Annotated in this window: 20 protein-coding genes; 9 read left to right on the top strand and 11 right to left on the bottom strand. The window is 56.0% G+C overall.

The window, feature by feature from the left end:
• Positions 1 to 44: 44 nt before the first annotated feature.
• The 4 genes from C1A08_RS04430 to C1A08_RS04445 all read right to left on the bottom strand — a co-directional run bounded on the left by C1A08_RS04430 (position 45) and on the right by C1A08_RS04445 (position 4,150).
• Positions 45 to 479: an energy transducer TonB gene (locus C1A08_RS04430; RefSeq protein ID WP_055205211.1), complete on the bottom strand. Its 435-nt coding sequence runs from the start codon at positions 477 to 479 to the stop codon at positions 45 to 47.
• Between the two features lie 56 nt (positions 480 to 535).
• Positions 536 to 1,273, bottom strand: coding sequence for a TylF/MycF/NovP-related O-methyltransferase (locus C1A08_RS04435; protein ID WP_101571685.1), 738 nt, complete (start codon positions 1,271 to 1,273; stop codon positions 536 to 538).
• A 134-nt stretch (positions 1,274 to 1,407) separates the two neighbouring features.
• Complete coding sequence (locus C1A08_RS04440) at positions 1,408 to 2,067, bottom strand: hypothetical protein (RefSeq protein ID WP_101571687.1); 660 nt, start codon at positions 2,065 to 2,067, stop codon at positions 1,408 to 1,410.
• Positions 2,068 to 2,227: 160 nt separating this feature from the next.
• Positions 2,228 to 4,150 (bottom strand): NAD(+) synthase, encoded by a 1,923-nt coding sequence (locus C1A08_RS04445; RefSeq protein ID WP_101571689.1) that lies wholly within the window; start codon positions 4,148 to 4,150, stop codon positions 2,228 to 2,230.
• Positions 4,151 to 4,723: 573 nt separating this feature from the next.
• On the opposite strand from C1A08_RS04445, the gene C1A08_RS04450 reads away from it, so the two are divergent.
• Genes C1A08_RS04450 through C1A08_RS04460 form a run of 3 tightly spaced genes read left to right on the top strand, consistent with a single transcriptional unit; the run spans position 4,724 to position 7,907 of the window.
• Complete coding sequence (locus tag C1A08_RS04450; RefSeq protein WP_101571691.1) at positions 4,724 to 5,515, top strand: pyrroline-5-carboxylate reductase family protein; 792 nt, start codon at positions 4,724 to 4,726, stop codon at positions 5,513 to 5,515.
• Positions 5,516 to 5,534: 19 nt separating this feature from the next.
• The gene (gene proB / locus C1A08_RS04455) at positions 5,535 to 6,626 is read left to right on the top strand and encodes a glutamate 5-kinase (RefSeq protein ID WP_101571693.1); all 1,092 of its coding nucleotides are present in this window, start codon (positions 5,535 to 5,537) and stop codon (positions 6,624 to 6,626) included.
• Between the two features lie 33 nt (positions 6,627 to 6,659).
• A complete protein-coding gene (locus C1A08_RS04460; RefSeq protein WP_101571695.1) occupies positions 6,660 to 7,907 on the top strand; it encodes a glutamate-5-semialdehyde dehydrogenase in 1,248 nt (415 codons plus the stop codon).
• Positions 7,908 to 8,109: 202 nt separating this feature from the next.
• Here the strand turns inward: C1A08_RS04460 and C1A08_RS04465 are convergent, their stop codons facing one another.
• Entirely contained in the window at positions 8,110 to 8,478 is a 369-nt protein-coding gene (locus tag C1A08_RS04465) for a DMT family protein (protein ID WP_101571698.1), read from the bottom strand.
• An 86-nt stretch (positions 8,479 to 8,564) separates the two neighbouring features.
• On the opposite strand from C1A08_RS04465, the gene C1A08_RS04470 reads away from it, so the two are divergent.
• The 3 genes from C1A08_RS04470 to C1A08_RS04480 all read left to right on the top strand — a co-directional run bounded on the left by C1A08_RS04470 (position 8,565) and on the right by C1A08_RS04480 (position 12,886).
• Positions 8,565 to 9,203 carry an MBL fold metallo-hydrolase gene (locus C1A08_RS04470; RefSeq protein ID WP_055202434.1) on the top strand — a complete coding sequence of 213 codons (639 nt, stop codon included), beginning with the start codon at positions 8,565 to 8,567 and terminating at the stop codon, positions 9,201 to 9,203.
• Positions 9,204 to 9,418: 215 nt separating this feature from the next.
• Entirely contained in the window at positions 9,419 to 10,678 is a 1,260-nt protein-coding gene (locus C1A08_RS04475) for a hemolysin family protein (protein WP_055203495.1), read from the top strand.
• A gap of 147 nt (positions 10,679 to 10,825) precedes the next feature.
• Complete coding sequence (locus C1A08_RS04480) at positions 10,826 to 12,886, top strand: peptidylprolyl isomerase (protein WP_101571700.1); 2,061 nt, start codon at positions 10,826 to 10,828, stop codon at positions 12,884 to 12,886.
• Between the two features lie 113 nt (positions 12,887 to 12,999).
• Here C1A08_RS04480 and C1A08_RS04485 read toward each other — a convergent pair whose 3' ends face one another.
• Together C1A08_RS04485 and C1A08_RS04490 are read right to left on the bottom strand one after the other, a co-directional pair.
• Complete coding sequence (locus tag C1A08_RS04485; protein WP_257937044.1) at positions 13,000 to 15,057, bottom strand: S9 family peptidase; 2,058 nt, start codon at positions 15,055 to 15,057, stop codon at positions 13,000 to 13,002.
• 120 nt (positions 15,058 to 15,177) lie between these two features.
• Positions 15,178 to 15,792: an NUDIX hydrolase gene (locus tag C1A08_RS04490; RefSeq protein ID WP_101571704.1), complete on the bottom strand. Its 615-nt coding sequence runs from the start codon at positions 15,790 to 15,792 to the stop codon at positions 15,178 to 15,180.
• 7 nt (positions 15,793 to 15,799) lie between these two features.
• Here C1A08_RS04490 and pyrE point away from each other — a divergent pair, with 7 nt between their 5' ends.
• Genes pyrE through C1A08_RS04505 form a run of 3 tightly spaced genes read left to right on the top strand, consistent with a single transcriptional unit; the run spans position 15,800 to position 17,178 of the window.
• Positions 15,800 to 16,432, top strand: a complete 633-nt coding sequence (gene pyrE, locus C1A08_RS04495) for an orotate phosphoribosyltransferase (protein ID WP_055203497.1) — start codon at positions 15,800 to 15,802, stop codon at positions 16,430 to 16,432.
• Between the two features lie 11 nt (positions 16,433 to 16,443).
• Positions 16,444 to 16,854 (top strand): polyketide cyclase, encoded by a 411-nt coding sequence (locus C1A08_RS04500; protein ID WP_055202443.1) that lies wholly within the window; start codon positions 16,444 to 16,446, stop codon positions 16,852 to 16,854.
• 33 nt (positions 16,855 to 16,887) lie between these two features.
• Entirely contained in the window at positions 16,888 to 17,178 is a 291-nt protein-coding gene (locus C1A08_RS04505) for a putative quinol monooxygenase (protein ID WP_055202445.1), read from the top strand.
• An 85-nt stretch (positions 17,179 to 17,263) separates the two neighbouring features.
• Here C1A08_RS04505 and C1A08_RS04510 read toward each other — a convergent pair whose 3' ends face one another.
• From C1A08_RS04510 to C1A08_RS04525, 4 genes are read right to left on the bottom strand one after another with little or no spacing between them, the layout of a single operon-like run.
• Positions 17,264 to 18,028: a class I SAM-dependent methyltransferase gene (locus tag C1A08_RS04510; protein ID WP_101571706.1), complete on the bottom strand. Its 765-nt coding sequence runs from the start codon at positions 18,026 to 18,028 to the stop codon at positions 17,264 to 17,266.
• A 4-nt stretch (positions 18,029 to 18,032) separates the two neighbouring features.
• Positions 18,033 to 18,230 (bottom strand): exodeoxyribonuclease VII small subunit, encoded by a 198-nt coding sequence (gene xseB, locus C1A08_RS04515; protein WP_055202449.1) that lies wholly within the window; start codon positions 18,228 to 18,230, stop codon positions 18,033 to 18,035.
• Positions 18,231 to 19,604: an exodeoxyribonuclease VII large subunit gene (gene xseA, locus C1A08_RS04520; protein WP_101571708.1), complete on the bottom strand. Its 1,374-nt coding sequence runs from the start codon at positions 19,602 to 19,604 to the stop codon at positions 18,231 to 18,233.
• An 8-nt stretch (positions 19,605 to 19,612) separates the two neighbouring features.
• Positions 19,613 to 21,796: a RelA/SpoT family protein gene (locus C1A08_RS04525; protein ID WP_101572045.1), complete on the bottom strand. Its 2,184-nt coding sequence runs from the start codon at positions 21,794 to 21,796 to the stop codon at positions 19,613 to 19,615.
• Between the last annotated feature and the right edge of the window lie 125 nt (positions 21,797 to 21,921).

A 21,921-nucleotide genomic window follows, 5' to 3' on the forward strand; every position in this document is an offset into this window, starting at 1 on the left:
TGTCCGTTGACAGCGCCCCCGTGTTTTTACTTTGCTTTTCCGGATTATTTCGGCAGCCTGAAAGTGACGGGCAGCGTGAAATAGACGTTTACCGGTTGGCCGCCGGATTTACCCGGTTTCCAGCGCGGCATTGCACGGACGATGCGTATTACTTCGGCATCGCAGGCGGGAGACAACGACTGAACGATCTCCGGCTCCCGGACTTCGCCCGTTTTGGAAATAACCATGCGGACGACAACCCTGCCTTCCGTTCCGGCGGCTACCTCTTCTTTCGGGTAACGCAGGTTGACCCTGAGATATTCGGCAAGGCGTTCCGGTCCTCCGCGGAAAGAGGGTAATACGTCGGCTTTTGCGGTAACGGAGTCTTTGCCTGTTTCCGTTTTTACCGGGGCGGCCGGATCGCCGGCAGTCGGCCGGCCGTTCGCTGCGGCGCCTGCGAACAACAGCAGGGACAGTACGGCGACGTTTAGACTTTTCATGACGGGTAGTTTTATTTGTGGGCGTTTCAAAAGATTTGGGAATTACGAATGCATTTTTATTTAACCACAAAAGCAACCTGGAGGTAATTGTTGACCGCGCCTAAAGGTTTCAGTTCGATATAAAATGCCTTTGTAAACTCATTAAAGGCTTTGAATTCGTGCAAAGGCACGTTAAATTCGTCGAATAGAATGATATCGCCCGGTTGCAGATACGGATAAAGCTGAGTTAAGACAAAAATCGTGGAAGAATAAAGGTCTGCGTCCATATGTATGATCTTCCGGACAGCGGATTTTAAGTCACCCCTATTTTCTTGGATAAACGGAACCAAAGTATCCTGGAACAATCCTTTGACAAACTTTACGCGATTATCTTGTACCTGTGATTCTTGATGCTGCATGTCTCCTTTTCGAAAAAACATGCCCCAATTCTCAGGAAGACCTTCGAAAGTATCGAATCCGTAAAAACGGGAAGAATCGTTTTTATTCTCATTCAACCACCATTTGAACGAGGTGCCTCCGGCGACTCCGAACTCGAGATAAACGATTTCGGAATTGTCCTTTAAATAATTGTCCGATATGTATTTGTATAGATTGTATCTGTTGTTGTAATTCCGGTTGAAAGCGACGGGTTCGCGGTATTCGAATTTCTTTTTATTCCCGTATATCCATACCAACAGCTTGTTTAGGTAGGATAGAAATAACATCAATTTTGTGAAAGGATAAAATAGGAATGTTATCGGCAACAATAACAGACAACTTTTGACAAAGCCGGTAAGTTTAATCAATGGTTTCATGAAATGATCGCATTTATCGGAAACGTCTTTCCGATAGGTTTTTATACAGATGGCCAATTTTTACAAACGCCGAACGAATTCCTTCGTCTTATCTTTTCTTCGTCCGTTTGGGAGCGGGAGGGAGGAAGGCCTTGTCAGTATGTCACGATCGCCTCGTAGGCCTTTACCAATTTGAGCGGGTCCTTGACCGAAAATTCGTTGCTCTCGATTCGTTGCACCAGATCCGGATAGTTGGCGAAAGTCTGTTTGGCGAACCGGACGAAGTTTTTCTGCGTGCTTTCGGGGTTCTCTCCCGCGGTGCTGACCGACAGTACCCGCGCGGCGGGTTCGTCTTTGAGTTTTACGTAGCACCAGCGTTCTTTCTGCAGAGCGGTGCGCAGGCCGGTCGTCTGTTCCGTTTCGCGGAATTCGGTCAGCAGCGCGATGCCGTCCTTGCCCCGGTAATCTTCGCGAAACAGGACGGGCATCCGGTAACGGCCTTTCTCTTTTTTAGTGTCCGGAGAGTTCGATTTGAACATTCGGTAGCGAATCTCCCGGACATAATTGACGGTATCGCCGTCGAGCCCGACCATGACGATGCGGTCGATCTCTCCGATCGGATAGCGGCGGGGCTTGGCGGTGGGACTCTGGCTCAGATCAACGTACTGGATCGTCGAATAGAACGGCGAGCGGAGGTAGCCTTCTTGCTGTGTGCCGTCCTTCATGATCAGGGTAGTCGTTCCCTGTGCCGATACGGATTGAACCGACAGCACAATCGTCAGGCACAACGCTGAAAACGAGATGAGTTTTTTCATAATAGCGTATTTCGTTTTACGGTTATTGGTTTCATGGCCCGGATCGCGTTTTCCTTGCGGAGCATGGCGATCCGTTATGTTTTATAAGATGCTTTATACGCGCCGTTCGTTACAAAGGAAAATAAAAAAAATGATTTTTCGCTATTTTTTGGTCCATTATTTACAGGCTTTCCGCTTCGCGGATCCACATGGCGGGCGAAGCGTCGCTCGGCATACGCCAGTCCCCGCGGGGCGACAGACTGACCGATCCCACTTTCGGCCCGTCGGGCAATGCCGATCGTTTGAACTGTTGCGAGAAGAAACGCCGTAAGAATACGGTCAGCCACTTTTTGACGGTTTTCGCGTCGTATTTTCCGGCGAACGCCCGGCAGGCCATGAAATGGAGTTTGGCCGGGCGGCAGCCGAACCGGACGAAATGGTACAGAAAAAAGTCGTGCAGTTCGTAAGGGCCGACCAGGTCTTCGGTCTTTTGTACGATTTCGCCCTTTTCGTCGGCAGGCAGCAGTTCCGGACTGATCGGGGTGTCGACGATGTCGAGCAACCACCCCCGGGCGACTTCGTAGTCGGGATGCGCGGCCACCCAGCGCACCAGGTGGCGAACGAGGGTTTTCGGAACCCCGCAATTGACTCCGTACATCGACATGTGGTCGCCGTTGTAAGTAGCCCAGCCCAGCGCCAGTTCGGAAAGGTCGCCGGTGCCGATCACCAGTCCGCCCGTGCGGTTGGCCAGATCCATTAGGATCTGCGTGCGTTCGCGGGCCTGGGCGTTTTCGTAGGCGACGCTGCGGTCGGCGTCGTCCATCCCGATGTCGCGGAAATGGACGGCGCAGGCTTCGCGGATGCTGATTTCGCGGATGCCGACCCCGAGCGATTCCATCAGTCGCAGGGCGTTGGTATGGGTGCGGTCGGTCGTTCCGAAACCGGGCATCGTGACGCCGAGAATGTTGCGGCGCGGGAGTCCCAACTTGTCGAACGTGCGGACGGCTACCAGCAGGGCGAGCGTCGAATCGAGCCCGCCGGAGATACCGACGACGGCCGAATGCGTGCCGGTATGCCGGATGCGCTGCGCCAGTCCGCCGACCTGGATGCTGAAGATTTCTTCGCAGCGCTGCTGCATTTGCTGCGGATCGTCCGGGATGAACGGGCTCGGATTGAAACCGCGTTCGACCGGAAACTGTTCGCGGTCGGCGCGCAGGGCGACCGGGATGCGTTTGCAGAGCGTGCCGCTGCCGTAGGATGCAAAGGTATTGGTTTTGCGCCGCAGGGTCAGCAGCCGTTCGATGTCCGTTTCCGCTACGGTCAGTTGTTCTTCGAGCGAGAAGCGTTCCGATTCGTTCAGAAAGATTCCGTTTTCGGCGATCAGGCCGTTGCCGGCGAAAACCACGTCGGTCGAAGATTCGCCGAATCCGGCCGAGCTGTACAGGTAAGCCGACAGCGTGCGGGCCGACTGCTGGGCGATCAGCGAACGGAGATAAGCGTGCTTGCCGACCATTTCGTCGCTTGCCGACAGATTGACCAGCAGGGTGGCCCCGGCCACTGCGAGGCGGGAGGACGGCGGGTGCGGAACCCACAGATCTTCGCAGATTTCGACACCGAAACAGACTTTCCCGTCTTCGAAAAGCAGGTCGGTCGAGAACGGAACTTGCTGTCCGCACAGTTCGACCGTTTCGCGGTGGGGTTCCGCGCCGGAGGCGAACCAGCGCGCTTCGTAAAATTCGTCGTAATTCGGCAGGTAAGTCTTCGGCACGACTCCGAAAATGATGCCGGAGCCGAATACGACGGCCGTATTGTAGAGCCGGTTGTCGACAGCCAGCGGCATACCGGCGATACAGACCGTCCGGCAGGAGGCCGTGTCGGCGAGCAGCCGTGCGAGAGCCCGTTCGGCTTGTTCGATCAGGAAAGGCTGGCCGAACAGGTCGCCGCAGGTGTATCCGGTGATGCAGAGCTCCGGAAATGCCGCGACGGAGACGCCTTGCCGGTCGGCTTCCCGAATCAATCCGGCGATTCGGGCGATGTTATGGCTGCAATCCCCCGCCTTCACGCCCGGTGTGGCGGCTGCGATTTTCAAAAATCCGAAGTCCATACGATTCGAGCAATTTGTCCGGTACAAAATTAACGAAAAAATTCGGGGAGTTTTCGGACATACGTCGATTTTCCGTTTCCCGCCGCGTCTTTTTTGAGAAGGGCGGGGCGTGTCTTTGCTGCCGAAGCTTAAAAATAAAAATGTTGTTTTTTCAGTATCAATGCCATTTTTGACTATGGATTCCAAAGTCTGGACGTAGAAATTTACTTGATTTTCCTCTGTGTCGAAAGAATCATCTATGCCGTCAGAACCAAGGACAATAGCGACAGGAAACTTGCCGTCGCCATCAAAACAGTAACGGAACTCGTCTATGGCACCGCTGTCACAAATAGAGGTTGTTTTACTGAGAAAGCATCTTTCAGCGGGTAACGATTTGAAAACCGTACTACTTCATAAATCCGCCTTCCTTTGCGTTACCCCGTTTTTCCCCTTGTCCTCTTTTATTTCCGCAAACACTTTATTTATAATTATTTCGCGTACCTTTCTCCCTTTCTGCTCGTCTTTTCCAGAGATTTTTCGTAATTTTGTAAGTTAATAGCATACGTTTCAATAAAAAAATAAAACATCGAAACCATGAAAATCACGATTATCGGAGGAGGCAACATCGGCGGCGCCATCGCCGGAGGACTGGCGGCCAGCACATTGATGAAAGCATCGGATCTGACCGTAGCGGATCCTTCAGCCGCCGCGCTCGAACGAATCAAGGGCCTGAACTCCGCGATCCGGACGTCTCAGGATAACGCCGCGGCCGTAGAAGGAGCCGACCTGATCATCCTGGCCGTCAAACCGTGGCTGGCCGAAGAGGTATCCGCCACGTTCCGGGATAAACTCAACTTCGACCGGCAATGTCTCGCATCGGTCGTGGCGGGCGTCAGCTTCGAAAAACTGAAAACCATGCTCGACAACGGGAAAGACGTCCGCCCGGCGTTGCTGCGGCTGATCCCGAATACGGCGATCTCGCTGCGCGAGAGCGTCACGTTCATCGCATCGGACGGCGCTTCGGAAAGCCAGCTGAATGCCGTGGTCACGCTGTTCAAAGAACTCGGACAGACCGTAGTGGTATCGGAAGCGATGATGGCGGCCGGCACTTCGCTGGCGTCGTGCGGAATCGCTTTCGCGCTGAAATACCTCGGCGACTCGATCAAAGGAGGCGTCGAACTGGGCTTCGACGAAACCCAGTCGCGCGAGATCGTCATGCAGACGATGCGCGGCGCGCTCGCCCTGCTGCAAGCCAACGGCACGATGCCGCAAACCGAGATCGACAAGGTGACCACGCCCGGCGGACTGACGCTGAAAGGACTCGACGCGATGGCCGAAGGCGGTTTCAGCGAAGCCGTCCGCGCCGGATTGCTCAAAAGCCGTTAACGACCGTACAGCAAAGATTATGAACAACTCATACAGATTCAAACGGATTGTCGTAAAGGTAGGCAGCAACGTGCTGACCCGCCCGGACGGGACGCTCGACACGACGCGGATGTCGGCGCTGACCGACCAGCTCGCCGCGCTGCACCGCGCAGGCGTCGAGGTGATTCTCGTGTCGTCGGGGGCCGTCGCATCGGGACGCAACGAGCTGAAGACGCAACGGAAACTGGATTCCGTTTCGGCCCGCCAGCTCTTTTCGGCCGTCGGACAGGTGAAGCTGATCAACCACTACTACGAGTTGTTCCGCGAATACGGCATCACCTGCGGACAGGTGCTGACGACCAAAGAGAACTTTTCGACGCGGCGCCACTACCTGAACCAGCAGCACTGCATGTCGGTGATGCTCGAAAACGGCGTGATCCCGATCGTCAACGAGAACGACACGATCTCGCTGACGGAACTGATGTTCACCGACAACGACGAGCTGTCGGGCCTGATCGCCGCGATGATGGACGTCGAGGCGCTGATTATCCTCAGCAACATCGACGGCATCTACAACGGCAACCCGGCAGACCCCGCATCGAGCGTACTGCGGGAGATCGGCTCGCAGCGCGACGACCTGGCGCAGTACATCTGCACCGGGAAATCGCAGTTCGGCCGCGGAGGTATGCTGACCAAATGCCGAATCGCGATGAAGGTGGCCGACGAAGGGATCGAGGTAATCGTGGCGAACGGCAAACGAGACAACATCCTGCCGCAACTGTTGGCCGAACGATCCGAAGTCGTCTCGACGCGCTTCGTTCCGGCCCCGCGAACGATCTCGCAGGTCAAAAAATGGATCGCCCATTCGGAAGGATTCGCCAAAGGCGAGCTGCACATCAACGAATGCGCTTATACGGCTCTGACGGGCCCGTCGGCGACGAGCCTGCTGCCGATCGGCGTAAACCGTGTGGAAGGGGAGTTCGAGAAGGACGATATCGTCCGCATCGTCGCCCCGGACGGCGAACCGATCGGGGTCGGGCGCGTCGCCTGTAGCAGCGCCAGGGCGCGCCAAACGATGGGGCAAAAAGGAGGAAGGCCGGTCGTCCATTACGACTACCTATACCTCGACTGACAGGAAAACGATTAACAAACGATACAGAAAGCCATGCAACTGAAAGACTGTTTTGAAAAAGCGCTCGAAGCGTCGCGGGAATTGAACTGCGTTTCCGCATCGAAAATCGACCGGACGCTGACCGCACTGGCCGACGCCGCCGAAAAGCACACGGACGAAATCCTCGAAGCCAACCGGGAGGACCTGGCGCGGATGGAGCCGTCCGACCCGATGTACGACCGCCTGCTGCTGAACCGCGAACGCATCGCGGGCATCGCCGCCGACATCCGCAATGTCGCGTCGCTGCCGTCGCCGCTGGGAAAAATACTGAGCGAAACAGTCCGTCCGAACGGAATGAAGATCACGAAAGTAAGCGTACCGTTCGGCGTGATCGGCGTGATTTACGAAGCGCGGCCGAACGTCGGATTCGACGTTTTCTCGCTGTGCCTGAAATCCGGCAACGCCTGCATCCTGAAAGGAGGCAGCGACGCCCGGTGTTCGAACGAGGCGATCGTCCGGGTCATCCGGGAGGTGTTGCGCGAACAGGGATTGGACGAAAACTGCGTAACGCTGATGCCGGCCGACCGAGCGGCGACCGCCGAACTGCTAAACGCCGTGGGTTACGTCGACCTGATCATTCCGCGCGGCAGCAAAGGGCTGATCGACTTCGTCCGGCAGAACGCGCACGTCCCGGTCATCGAAACGGGAGCGGGCATTTGCCACACCTATTTCGACCGCGACGGAGACCTGAAAAAGGGAACCGCCATCGTACTGAACGCCAAAACGCGCCGCGTAAGCGTATGCAACGCGCTCGACTGCCTCGTTTTCCATCGGGACAGGCTCGCCGACCTGGCCGCCTTATGCGCGCCGCTGGCCGGCAAAAACGTCGTTATCCTTGCCGACGGAGAGGCATGGAAAGCCCTGAACGGGCACTATCCGGCGGAACTGCTGCAACCGGCCGACGAACACAGCTTCGGGACGGAGTTCCTCTCCTACCGCATGTCGGTGAAAACGGTCGGCTCGGTCGACGAGGCGATCCGACACATCGCGCGCTACTCGTCGCGGCACAGCGAAGCCATCGTATCGGAAAACCCGGAGACGATCCGGCTGTTCTTACAGCGGGTCGACGCCGCCTGCGTATACGCCAACGTATCGACCGCCTTTACGGACGGCGCCCAGTTCGGCCTCGGAGCCGAAATCGGGATCAGCACGCAGAAGCTGCATGCCCGAGGCCCTATGGCGCTTCAGGAGCTGACCTCTTACAAATACATCGTCGAAGGAGACGGACAAACCCGCGCCTGACAGTACCGTCCGGAAGCGGACACCGACCTCCCGCCGGAACGGTCGGAGGAAATAAAAAACAAACGAAGCGGCCCGAAATATTTCGGGCCGCTTCGTTACCGGATTCAAGACAAAACGATTCACTGTCACCGGATACGAACGCCGATCCGTCCCCGGCTCCGTCCGGTTTCGAATTTTCTCCGAGAAAAAACTTTTCCGGCAATTACTTTTTAAAAATAAAATAGACCGCCATCACCATGCACACGAAAGCCATCAGATGGTTCCAGCGGAACGTCTCGGTTTTGAAAAAAGTCAGGGCGAATACGGTGAACACGGTGAGAGAAACCACCTCCTGAATAATTTTCAATTGGAAAAGCGTGAAGGGCCCTCCGTTCCCCTGAAACCCGATCCGGTTGGCCGGCACCAGGAAGATGTATTCGAAAAACGCGATGCTCCAGCAGAACACGATCACCAGCAACTGGGGCAGCGTGTCGAACCAACGCTGCCCCCGCAGATGCAGCTGTCCGTACCATGCGAAAGTCATGAAAATATTGGAGATAACGAGCATCCCGATTGTAAGATAAGGTTTCATTATGGATCAAATCAATTTTTGCGCGACAAAATTACAAACTATTCGTAAATTTACGCTTGTCAAACAAAATTTCAAAAAGAACGATTATGACCGATACATATCCGACTACCGACAAAACGCTCGAAGTGACCTACATCGGTCACGCTTCGGTAATGTTTCGCTACGGGGACGAAATCATCCACGTCGATCCTTACGGCGACATAGCCGATTACAGCGGGCTTCCGAAAGCCGACCTGATCCTGATCACCCACCATCACGGCGACCACCTGGACTCCTTCGCGATCGCCGATATCGAGAAGCCCTCGACGCAGATCATCGGCAGCCCGTTGGCGATCCGCGAACTCGGACGCGGCCAAGCGCTGAAAAACGGAGAAGAAACCGCCTGGAACGAATTCCGCATACGCGCCACAGCCGCCTACAACCGGATCGCCATGCGTTCGCCGGGGGTTCCGTTCCATATTAAAGGCGAAGGAAACGGCTATCTGCTCGAAGTGGCGAACCTGCGGATCTATATCGCTGGAGACACCGAACTGATCCCGGAGATGGAAAAGCTGGGTCCGGTCGATATCGCCTTCCTGCCGAAAAACCTGCCCTACACGATGAGCGACCAGATGTTCGTCGAAACGGCCCGGCTGATCCGTCCGACCTACCTGTACCCCTACCACTATTTCGAGGTCGACCGGGAAACGCTGCAAAAAGCGTTGCCGGCCATTCGGATCCGTTAAGACGTTTCGTAAACCGCAACGGCACGGGGCCGACCGTTCCGAACGCCCACCCTATTTTCCGGTTTTCGCGGACGGCAACCGCTCTTACGTAAAAACCGGAGCCGACCGCCGTTCAATAGCGTACCCGACCGGACGAATCAATCCGGAAAATTCATATCTTTGCGACGGGAAAGCGGAATCGTCTACCCGCTTCCCGAAAAACGCAACCGAACAGCATGCTTGCCGTCATCATTACCGTCGTCGTTTCGCTGGCTCTATCCGCATTTTTTTCGGGTATGGAGATCGCGTTCCTGTCGTCGAACAAACTGAAACTCGAAATCGAAAAGAAACAAAGCCGGGCGTTCGGCTACGTGGCCGGCCTGTTCTCGAAATATCCGGGACAGTACATCACGACGATTCTGGTGGGCAACAACCTGGCATTGGTCATCTACTCATTGCAGATGAGCGTATTGATCCAACTGTTGCTCGTCCGGAGCGGACTGATCCTCGGCAACGGCGCGTCCTACGTGATCGAAACGCTGGTATCGACGCTGATCATCATCTTCACGGCCGAATTCATCCCGAAGGCGGTCGTACACCTGAACCCGAATTTCTACTATAAAAACTTTGCAGTCCCGGTCTACTTTTTCTACCTGCTGTTCTATCCGGTCGCTAAACTGACGACTCTGATCGCGGTGGGTATCTTCAAAATCTTCGGGTTGTCGCTGAACCGCGAACAGCGGATCAACACGTTCAACAAAGTGGATCTGGCCCACCTGCTGGACGAAGTCTCGGACAGCCCCGAACAGCAGCAAAACGAAAAAGACATCCGCCTGTTCCAAAACGCGCTCGACTTTTCCGACCGGCTGGTGCGCGACTGCATGGTTCCCCGCGTCGACATCGAAGCGGTCGAACAGAACTGTCCGGTCGAAGAAGCGACCAGACGTTTCGTCGAAACGCAGTTTTCGCGATTGCTGGTCTACGACGGGAGTATCGACAACATCATCGGTTTCATCCATACCAAAAACCTGTTCCAGCAACCCGGAAGCATCCTGGAAATCATTAACAAGGTGGATTACGTGCCGGAAAGTATGCCGACCCGGAAACTGCTGGCCACCTTTATCAAGAAACACCATTCGGTGGCGGTGGTGATCGACGAGTTCGGAGGGACGGCCGGCATGGTGACCAGCGAGGATATCCTCGAAGAGATCTTCGGAGAGATCGAAGACGAACACGACTCGCAGGATCTGGTGGAGAAAAAGATGAGCGACACGGAGTTCCTGTTTTCGGGCCGGCTCGAGATCGAAGCCATCAACGAAAAATACCGGCTCGACTTCCCCGAAAGCGACGACTACGACACGCTGGCAGGCTATGTAATTTCGAAGTACCAGGGCATACCCGGAGTCGGCGAAACCATCCTGGCAGACAACAAACGGCTCAAAATCCTGCGCGTAAACGCCTCTAAAATCGAACTGGTACGCGTCACGATCCTCTGAAAAGACCGCAAAACGGGCCCGAACCGGACGCAGCGGGGAGAAAAATGGAGAATCTTAACTCCGTTTTGTTATTACAAAAAAGAATTTTATTACCTTTGGAACCTGTTATATGTTTCAAACGCAGTAAACAAAAACTAAATCTCTAATATGGCAACATTAAACACATTAAGGACCCGGGGCGGAATTATCGTGTCCGTGGTGATCGGAATCGCTCTGCTCTCTTTTCTGTTGGGCGATTTCGGGAACACGGGAGCCAAGCTGATGAACGATCGCAAAATGAAAGTCGGCACGATCAACGGCGAGAAAATCGGTTACGCCGAATTCGCCGATAAGGTCGACGTTTATACGAAAGCCCTGGAGACCATGTACGGATCGCAGAGCCTTTCGGCCGAGCAGCAGGAGAATGTGAAAAACCAAGTATGGCAGGCGCTGATCATGCAGTACGCCTGGGAGCCCGGCTTCGAACAATCGGGACTTCAGGTCAGCGAGAACGAGCAGATCGACATGGTGGACGGTTCGTTCATCTCGCCGGTGATCCGCACCACTTTCACGAATCCCAACACAGGAACCTTCGACCCGGCGATCGTGCGCAATTTCGTGACCCAGATAGACAAAGATCCCACCGCGGCGCTGGTTTGGAACTTCATCAAAGACCAGATGATTCAGCAGCGTTACCTGTCCAAATACATCACGCTGGTCGCCAAGGGAATGTACGTTACGGATCTCGAAGTGGAACAGGGCGTCGCCAATTCCGACATAACCAGCGCCATTTCGTACATCGTCAAGGACTATTCGCAGGTCGCCGATTCGACGATCGACATCTCGCAAGCCGAAGTCAAAAAATATTACGACGCTCATAAGAATATTTTCCGTCAGACGGCCTCGCGCGACATCGAATACGTACTGTTCGACGTATTGCCTTCGGACAGCGATTACGTCGATGCCGAAAAGCACATCAACGAGATCGCCGCGGAATTCGCCGTCAGCGAAACCCCGCTGCAATACGCCACGCTGAACTCCCAGAACCCGACCGAAAAACGGTATTTCACGGAAGATCAGTTGCCCGCCGAACTGGCCGCGTTCGCCTTCGGAGCGAACAGCAACGGAATGTACGGCCCGACCAAAGAAGGAGACATGTACACGATGGCCCGCGTGGCCGATTCCAAAATGCTGCCGGACTCGGTCGGAGCGCGTCACATCCTGATCGGAGCCGACCAGAAGGCCACTGCGGACAGCATTCTGAACGCGTTGAAAGGCGGCGCCTCCTTCGCAGAACTTTCGGCGACCTATTCGCAGGACCCCGGAGCGAAAGCGAAAGACGGCGACCTGGGCGTCTTCCAGCCCGAACAGATGGTTCCGGAATTCAGCGAAGCCGTCCTGGAAACGAACAAGGGCGACTATTTCACCGTCCAGACGCAGTTCGGTATCCATGTCGGACAGGTAACCTACAAGAGCGAACCGAAGAAAAAAGTGCAGTTGGCCACGATCACCTATAAAATCGAACCGAGCGAAACGACCCAGCAAACCATCTACGCCAACGCCAGCAAATTCATCAGCGAAGCGGCCGGATCGTACGAAAACTTCGAAAAAGCGGCTACGGACAATTCGCTGTCGAAACGGGTCGTACGGATCAAAAATACCGACCGCAACGTCAGCGGCATCAACAATTCGCGTGAAATCGTCCGCTGGGCCTATAACGGAAACAAAGGCGACGTATCCGCCATCATGGAAGTGGACGGCAATTACGTAATCGCCGCCATCACCGGCGTTTCGGAAGACGGAATCGCACCGCTCGAAACCGTATCTCCGCAGATCGTTTCGATCCTGCGCGAACAGAAAAAAGGCGAAATCCTGGCTCAGGAGATGACCGGAAGCTCGCTGGCCGAAGTGGCATCCAAACTGAACCTGGAAGTCAAAGAAGCGGCTAACATCGACTTCAACTCGTTCTACATCGAAAGCGTCGGCGTAGAACCGAAGTTGATCGGAGCCGTTACCGGAGCGAAGGAAAATACGCTGTCGAAACCCGTTGCCGGACAGAAAGGCGTCTTCCTGTTCGACGTAACTTCGAGAGCCAAAGTGGACAACGTAACCCCGGAAAGCGAAAAGGTACGCCTCGAAGCGAGCGCGCAGGCCTATATTATGGAGCGCGTCAACCAGGCGTTGACCGAACAGAGCAAGATCACCGACAACCGTGTGAAATTCTTCTAACGGAACCGGGAATCGGACATCCGATCCTATAACCCGAGCGGGGCGGACTTCGAAGTCCGCCCCGCTTGTTTTTCGCTTTCTCCGTATTATCCGGAGAAAAATCCTGTTCCGGGTTATCTTTTCGACGAATCGGGGGACTGCGCCGAATCGGTCTCCGTATGCTTCAAATATTTATCGAGCCATCCGAAAAACTCCCGGTTCCAAACCAAAGAATTCTGCGGTTTGAAAATCTGGTGGGCCTCGTCTTCGAACGACACCAACCGGCTCGGCACCCCCATCAGCCGGGCCGCCGTAAAGGCCTGCAAGCTCTCGGTATACGGAATCCGAAAATCGCCCTGACCCGAAAAAATCAGAATCGGAGTATCCCAATTTTTCACGAACTTATGGGGCGAATTGGCATACGACCGCTGCGCCGTCGTGTCGTCGCTCCAGTACGGACCGCCCAGATCGTTGTTCGGAAACCATAGTTCCTCGGTCGCCCCGTACATGCTCTCCAGATTGAACATCCCGCAATGGGCTATAAAAGCTTTGAAGCGTTTTTGATGATGCCCGGCCAGAAAAAACACCGAATATCCGCCGTAGCTCGCCCCGACGCAGCCCAACCGGCCGCCGTCCACCCACGGTTCCGCGGCCACATCGTCGATCGCGCTCAGGTAATCGCGTATATTCTGCCCGCTGTAATCGCCCGAAATCTGATCCAGCCACTGCTGTCCGAACGAAGGCACGCCGCGCCGGTTCGGTGCGACGACCACGTATCCCTGCGCTGCCATCAACTGCAAATTCCAACGGTAACTCCAGAACTGGCTTACGACGCTTTGCGGTCCTCCCTGACAGTACAGCAGCGCCGGATAGCGTTCGGTCGAATCGAAATCCGGCGGCAGCACGACCCACGTCAACATTTGCCGGCCGTCGGTAGTCCGTATCCAACATTCGCGCACCTCCCCCATCCGGATATGATCGTAGATTTCCGGATTGGTATTCGTGATCCGGGTCATCGTTCCGTCCGCCGGATCGATCCTGAAAAGTTCGGTCGGAGCGGACAGCGAAGTCACTTCGCCGACCAGTTCGCCCCCGTTCAGCGTAATCGCATTGACATCGTGCGCCCCTGCGGTCAGCACGCGCACCGAATCGTCCGCCAGGTCGACCCGGCACACCTGATAGGTTCCCCGCACAGGCGCAATGAAATACAACGTCCCGTTCCCGTCCCAACGCACGTTTCCCGCATTGTAATCGAAGTTCCGGGTCAGGTAGCGTTTTTCGCCGGTAGCCAGCGTTTCGACGAACAGTCGGCTCTTGTCCGACTCGTTCCCGGCCCGCTCCATACTGGTGAACGCCAACATCGAATCGTCCGGCGAGAAAACCGGATATTTGTCGTACCCGGGCATCCCTTCGGTCAGGTTGCGCGTCTGCCCGGACGCAAGGTCGTAAAGGTACACGTCCGAATCGGTGCTGAGCGCATACGCTTTCCCGGTCAGCTTCTTACAGGTATAGGCCAATTGGGTTCCGGCGCGGTTCCACGCGATTTCCGAAATATCGAAATAGGGCGCCGTCGGGGCATCCCACGGCTCGCCCGGCATAATATCCGTCCCTCCGGTCACTTTCGCGCCGCCCGTCAGCGGAGCGATGAAAATATGACGGTAGCTCCCGTCGTCCCAATAATTCCAGTGGCGCTCCATCAGGTCGTCGTAAATCTTCGCCTTCGAACGGTCCAGATCGGGATAAATTTCCGGCGAACTGCGCTTTTCGACCGGCACCCGGGCGACGTACATCAGCCGGTTCTCCGACGGAGCGACCGAAAAGCCCTCGACGCCGCCGGGGATGTCGGTCACCTGACGACGGTTGTTCCCGTCCGGAGCCGCACACCAAACCTGGTCGCTGCCTCCGTGGTCGGAAATAAAATAGATCGTACGTCCGTCTGCGCTCCACTGAGGCGACGACTCGTTGCTGCCGGGATCGGTGACCCGGATCCATTTGCCCCCGGATACCGGCGCCGAACGGATGTTGGTCACTCCCTTGTTCTCTTTCATGTCGTAGGTCGTAACCGTATAAAGCACGGTACGGCCGTCGGGCGAAAGGGCGGCGCTGCCGACCCTCTTTATTTTCCACATTACCTCGGGCGTCAGTATCCCCGCCGATCGTTCGGCGTCGGTCAGTACATGGTCAGCACTCATCTTATCATCGTTTTTTCGGAAAGAACAGCCGTACGGCAAAACCATCCATACGCAGCATACGGCTTTCAGTACAAAGAACAAACCTCTTTTCATCGTTCGAACGTTTAGTATCCGGCAGCCCTACCGCACCGGATAACCGGCTTCCCGAAAAACGTCGCCGATCGTATAATAGGTGCCGCTCAGCAGTTCGGGCACCCGTTCGGGCGCGATCCATTCGGCCCGGGTAATCCCTTCGACCGTCTGCGGCTGCGGTCGTTGCCCTCCGACGTAGCGCATGTGATACCAAGCCGTCCGTTTCAGCACCCACTGCTCCCGAATCCGGTAACAGTGGAACGTGTGCGTGATCGGCTCTTTCCGTTGCAGTTCTTCGATCCGTAGACCGCACTCCTCGCTGACTTCCCGCACGGCACAGTCTTCGATCCGTTCGCCCGGTTCGAGTTTTCCCTTCGGCAAATCCCAGCGGCCGTTGCGGAAAATCATCAGCACTTTCGCCGCATCGTCGACCACCAAACCGCCGGCCGCCTCGATAAAAGGCAGCGATGCCCGGAATTCGTCGAAAATACGCTCAATATTTTCGGATATTACGTATAACTTTTTGGTAAATTGAAGTTTTTGCAAGAACTTTGTAATAGCGGGCGTTTCGCCGGGAGCCACCCGGAATACTTCGCCCTGCGGATCGGCCGGAAGCTGCTGCGCGAACAGCAGGGCACTGTTTTCAATATAAACTTTATACATGGTAATAATGTGTGATTTAGACAAAAAAGTCGCTGAAAGTCTGTTACAAATTAAGGCAATTAAATTAAATCCGACAAATCATTTCACCTGGGCGTCGGGCTGGTACTCGCCCATCTACTGCGATAACCGCAAGATCCTCTCCTATCCGGCCGTCCGGAAGGAAATCTACGAAGGATTCGTGAAGATCATCTCCGAAAAATATCCCGACGCGGACATCATCGCCGGCGTAGCCACCGGAGCTATCGCGCACGGCGTACTGGTCGCCGAAAAAATGGGCAAGCCGTTTATCTACGTCCGCAGCTCGCCGAAATCGCACGGGCTGACCAACCAGGTCGAGGGCGAATACTGGCCGGGAGCCAAAGTGGTCGTGGTCGAAGACCTGGTCTCCACCGGCGGCAGCAGCCTGAGCGCCGTCGAAGCGCTGCGCGAGGGGGGATGCGACGTGCTGGGCATGGTCGCGATCTTCACCTACGGTTTTCCGACCGCCGAAGAAAATTTCGCCGGAGCGGACGTGAAGCTCGACACGCTGAGCAACTACAAAACGATGATCGAACTGGCTGTCAACCAGGGCTACGTCCACGAAGACGAATTGCAGACCCTGAAGGAGTGGCGCCGCGACCCGGCGAACTGGAAAAAATAAGCGGCACGAAAATGGAGAAATACGAAAGCAAACACGTCCGGATCCGGCGGCCGGCTTCGATGATTTACAGCGTCCTGTCGCGCTTCGACAACCTCACGCCGGTACTGGCCGACAAAGTGGAAGGCTGGACGGCGGAGGAGAATACCTGCTCGTTCAAGGCGAAGGGGTTTCCCGTCAGCCTGCGGATCGTCGAGAAAGAGCCGCACAAGCTGGTCAAAGTGACCGGCGAAGACGGCTCCCCGATGGATTTCACGTTCTGGGTGCAGTTGGTCAGCGTCGACGAGCAGGACACCCGGATGCGCATCGTACTGCATGTGCAACTGAACATGATGATGAAGATGATGATCGGCGGCAAGCTGGCCCAGGCGGTCGACCAAATCGCCGACCAGATCGCCGAGGCGTTCAACAACGCCCCGGTTTAAACGGAAACGACGTTTAACTTAAAACGAAATACCATGATCAACATTATCGTAACCATTACGGTCTCCGAAGAAAACCGCCCGCAGGTACTGCCCCTGCTGGAAGCGCTTACGACAGCCTCGCAGCAGGAATCGGGCAACATCTCCTACGAATTTTACTTGCATCCCACCGACCCGATGCGGTTGGCGATCATCGAGGTCTGGCAGAACGCCGAAGTGCTCGCCGAGCACGAAGCGACCAAGCATTTCACGACGTTGCTGCCGCAGATCGAAAAACTGTCGGTCGGCATCGACATCCAGAAATTCGACGCAGAACCGATCGATTGACGCAAGACGCCGCCCGATACAAAAACGCCTCCCGGCCGGATACGTACATTCCGGCAGAGAGGCGTTCGTTTTTCCCGAACCAACCTTATTCCTTCCGAACGAGGTAGATCATTTCCGAACGCAGCCCGTACAACGCCGCCGCTTCCGGACTGAGGAAACGGATGTAGTCGATCTCTTCGACATCGAACCCGGCTTCGGCCAAGCGCTCGCCGTAATCCCTGCCGTAATCGCGCAGGTGATCTTTTTGTCCGAAATGGAGTTCACGCTGCACGGGATCGGTGATCGACGGATCTTCGTAAGTCGTCTCGCGGTCGGGATTGACCGGCGACAACATGATCCCCCAGCCTCCCGGACGCATCACGCGGAAAAGTTCCCGCATCGCCTGCCGGTCGTCGTCGACGTGCTCCAAAATGTGGTTGCAGAAGATCACGTCGAACTCCCCGTCCGGAAACGGGATTCGCTGCACATCCATCTTAACCTTCGCCAACGGCGACTCCAGATCGGCGGTCACGTAATCCAACTGCGGCAGCCGACCGAACCGCTTCAGGAAGCAATACTCCGGAGCGATATGCAACACCCGCGCGGGCGCTTCGAAAAAGTCGGTTTCGTTTTGCAGGTACAGCCACATCAGTCGGTGCCGCTCGAGCGCCAGGCAATGCGGACACAACGCATTTTCACGCGAATTGACGTATCCGTAGGGCATGAATTTCCGGTAACGGTTGCCGCACACCGGGCACTGCACCCGGCTCCCGGCGTAAAATAACCCCACAAGCGGCGTGCACAGGTGCACCACCCGCTGGATATAACGGCGCGGCACATGCCGCAATACGAATCGGATCAATTGCTTCATCGGGCTATTCCTCCTCTTTCAGGGCCTCGTCGACCTCTTTTTCGGCTTTTCGCAGCCGTTCCTTGCACAACCGGATCAGCTCGGCGGCCCGTTTGACCTGAGCGCCCAGTTCGTCGACGTTCATCTGCTCATTGTTAAACCGCTCGAGGATCTGCTCCACTTCGGCGATCGCCTGCGCATATGTAATTTTCGATTTTTCCATCTATTTGATTTTTTTGATTTCTGCTTCTATCGTCCGGCGTTTCATCACGATCTCTACCGAATCGCCCGCCTGCAAGCCGACCGGATCGGTCACGATATTCCCGCCGCTGCGCACGACGGCAAACCCCATGTCGAGAATCCGGTCCGGATCGCGCGTAGCCGCCAGGTCGCCCAGCAAAGATAACGCTTTCGTACGGGATGCGACGTATTCCCGGCTGCGGTGTCTGAGCATGGCCGACAAATTATCGAGTCGGAAATTCGCGTCCGAAAAGGCAAAACGAGCCGATTGCCGCAATTGCGCCTGCAGCGCCGCCGTGCGGTCTTCCCGGCGGCGGATCGCTTGCGCCGCCCCATGCCGCAGCGCACCGCGCAACTGTTCCAGCCGCAGCCGCACCGCCTGCGTCCCCTGCGTCGAAATCCGGTTCAGCGCGAACGCCGCATCCCTCAACGCGCTGCGCCGCTGCAGGAAAAACGCCTGTGCCGCCTCCTTCAGTTCCTTCCTCATATCGTCGAGTCCGGCATCGAATTCGGCCATCCCGTTTTTCAGGTACACGGCCACGGCAGTCGGCGTTTTCAACGAAACGGCCGCAACCAGATCGGCCACGCTCTGGTCTTTATCATGTCCGATCCCGGCGATCACCGGCAGCGGGAACTGCGCCAGGTAACAGCACAGCCGATAGCTGTTGAAGCACCCCAGATCGCTCTGCGAACCGCCCCCTCGGATCAGCACCAGCGCATCGAAACCGTCCGCCCGGTCGGCCGCCTCGCCCAATGCCCGGACGATCGACTCCTCGGCTTCGGCCCCCTGCATGAAAGCGTCGAACAACGTAATTTCGAATCCGTAGGGAGAGGATGAAATCTCCTTCATAAAATCCTGATAACCCGCCGCATTCCGCGACGAGATCACCGCAATCCGCTGAATCGCCGCAGGCAGCGGCAACTCGCGGTTCATGTCGAACACGCCGTCCTGTCGCAACCGCCGGATCGTCTCCTGTCGCTGGCGCTCCATGTCGCCGAGCGTATAGGTCGGGTCGATATCGGTAATCTGCAGCGACAATCCGTAAAGTTCGTGGTACGAAACGACCACCTTGACCAGCACCTTCAGCCCCGCTGCGAGGATCTGGCCCGTCGCTCCTTGGAAATAGGACGCGATCATCGGATAACCGCTGCGCCAAATCACGGCGCTCGCTTTCGCTTTGGGCACATGGTTCGCCCCGCCTTTTTCGACCAGTTCGATGTAACAGTGGCCGGAATAGTTCACCTTCAGTTCGCTGATCTCCGCTGTCACCCAGTACGGCAGCGGATGGGCGTTGTCGATCCCGCGCTTGATAAGCGCCTGCAGTTCGCTGAGAGAAATATGCGTGGAAGCCGGCATCTCTGCGGTTATTTATTTACCCGGAACACTTTCTGCACCCCTTTAATTCGCATCAGCGAATAGACGACGGCATCGACCAATTGCGTACCGGTCACCTCGATGTTGATCAACCCGGAGAGCATCCCTCCCGACGAGTTCAGGCTCATCGAACGGATATTGATCTTCAGGTCGCGGTTGATCACTTCGGCGATTTTATTCACCAGGCCGGTCGCATCTTCGGCCTGGATACGCACTGTCGCGACGAACGCGCCCTTCGCCGCGTTCTGCTGCCAGCGCGCCGGCAACACCCGGTAAGGGTAACGTTCCTTCAGCCGCTGGGCGTTCGGGCAATCCTGCCGGTGGATCGTGATCCCGCTGTTGATCGTCGTGAAACCGAATATTTCGTCCCCGAAGATCGGATTGCAACACTTGGCCAGTTTGTATTCGATATTACTTAGCGAATTGTCGATAATCAGCGCGTCGTCGTTGTCCGAAACGATCTTCGCGGCCGACGGAGCTTTCAACGGATGCCCGTCGTCCAGCGTCCCGTTCAGGTGGCGGGTCAGGATCTCCTTGATGTCGGGCAGGATGATCTTCTGTTGTGCGATCTGCCCGTACAGCTCGGTTCCCGTCCGCAATTTGTAGTATTTGCTCAGCACCATCACGGCGTCGTCCATCGTGATGGAGAGTTTCCAGTTCTTGATCTTGCGTTCGAGTTCCTCCCGCCCGAGACTGGCCGCCTTGGCCTGCTCCTCGCGCATGTAGGCCCGGATCTTGTTGCGCGCTTTGCTCGTGGTGACGATATTCAGCCAGTCGGCTTTCGGTTTCTGGGTTTTCGACGTCAGTATCTCGACGATATCGCCGTTGCGCAGCACTTCGCGGAACGACACGTTACGGTGGTTCACCTTACCGCCGACGCAGGTAGCTCCGAGATTGGTATGGATATCGAACGCGAAGTCGAGCACGGTGGCCCCTTCGCTCAGTTTGCGCAGGTCGCCGTTCGGCGTGAACACGAAGATTTCGCCGGACGACAGCTTTGCATCAAACTTCTGCGCGATCTCCTGCGGCTGAGTCGTCTCCATGATCTCGCGCAGCTTGGTGAACCACTCCTCGGTTCCCATCGTTCCGCCGCTGACGCCTTTGTAACGCCAATGGGCCGCCACGCCGCGTTCGGCGACCTCGTCCATCCGCTCGCTGCGAATCTGTATCTCGACCCAGCGCCCCTCATTGGAAACGACCGTCGTATGGAGCGATTCGTAACCGTTCGACTTCGGGATGGATATCCAGTCCCGCATCCGGTCGGGATTCGGCGTATAAAAATCGGTGACGATCGAATAGATCGCCCAGCACTGCGCCTTCTCCTGCTCCTGCGGACAGTCGATGATAATCCGGATCGCGAACAGGTCGAACACCTCGTCGAAGCCGATTCGCATCCGCTTCATTTTGCGCCAAATCGAATAGATCGACTTGGTACGGCTTTTCAAATGGTATTTGAACCCGAGATGCCGCATTTTTTCTTCGATCGGGCGCACGAACCGGCGGATAAATACCTCGCGTTCGGCGGCCGTTTCGTTCAACCGCTTGCGGATGTACTCGTAATCGTCCGGTTCCAGGTGCATCAGGGCGAGATCCTCCAGTTCGGATTTGATATTGTACAATCCCAGCTTATGCGCGATCTGGGCATACAGGTTCAGGCTTTCCCACGATTTTTTGGCCCGTTTCTCCGGCGGAAAAATCTCCAGACGGCGCATCACTTCGAGCCGGTCGGCCAGCTTGATCAGAATCACGCGGGGATCGGTCGAATAAGAAACGATCAGCTCCCGGAAATTATCGACCTGGTCGTTGGCCACTTTCGGATCGACGTCCGAGATGTTGCACAACCCCTGCAAGATGCCGACGCACTGTTTTCCGAAATGATTCCCGAGCTTATGAACATCCATCAACTGCAGGCGCACCACATCGTGCAGCAGCGTCGAGACCGTCGAATTCCGCCCGAGTCCCACCTCCTGAATCACGATCATCGCGGTATTGATCGAATGGGTAACGAAAGGCGTCCCGTCGTGACGAACCAGCCCTTTCAACCGGTCGACCGCCAGACACAATGCCGAACGCACCACCCCGAAAACCTCGTCGTCGAATACCGAACGCGCCAGATCCAAAAACGGCTGGTAATATTCGGCATCCAGATCAATCTCTTTCTCAACCTCTTCCATATTCATCCCTGTTAGGTTCGTGCGATAAAGTTAATAATTTTTCGGAAACAAATCCGCCTCCGTTCCGCAACGATTCCATTCGTGCGAACGATCCGGTACCCGACATCCCGGACAGCCCCCGCCCC

Origin of the sequence: Alistipes sp. cv1 (genome assembly GCF_900240235.1) — a bacterium.
Taxonomy (GTDB): domain Bacteria; phylum Bacteroidota; class Bacteroidia; order Bacteroidales; family Rikenellaceae; genus Alistipes_A; species Alistipes_A hominis.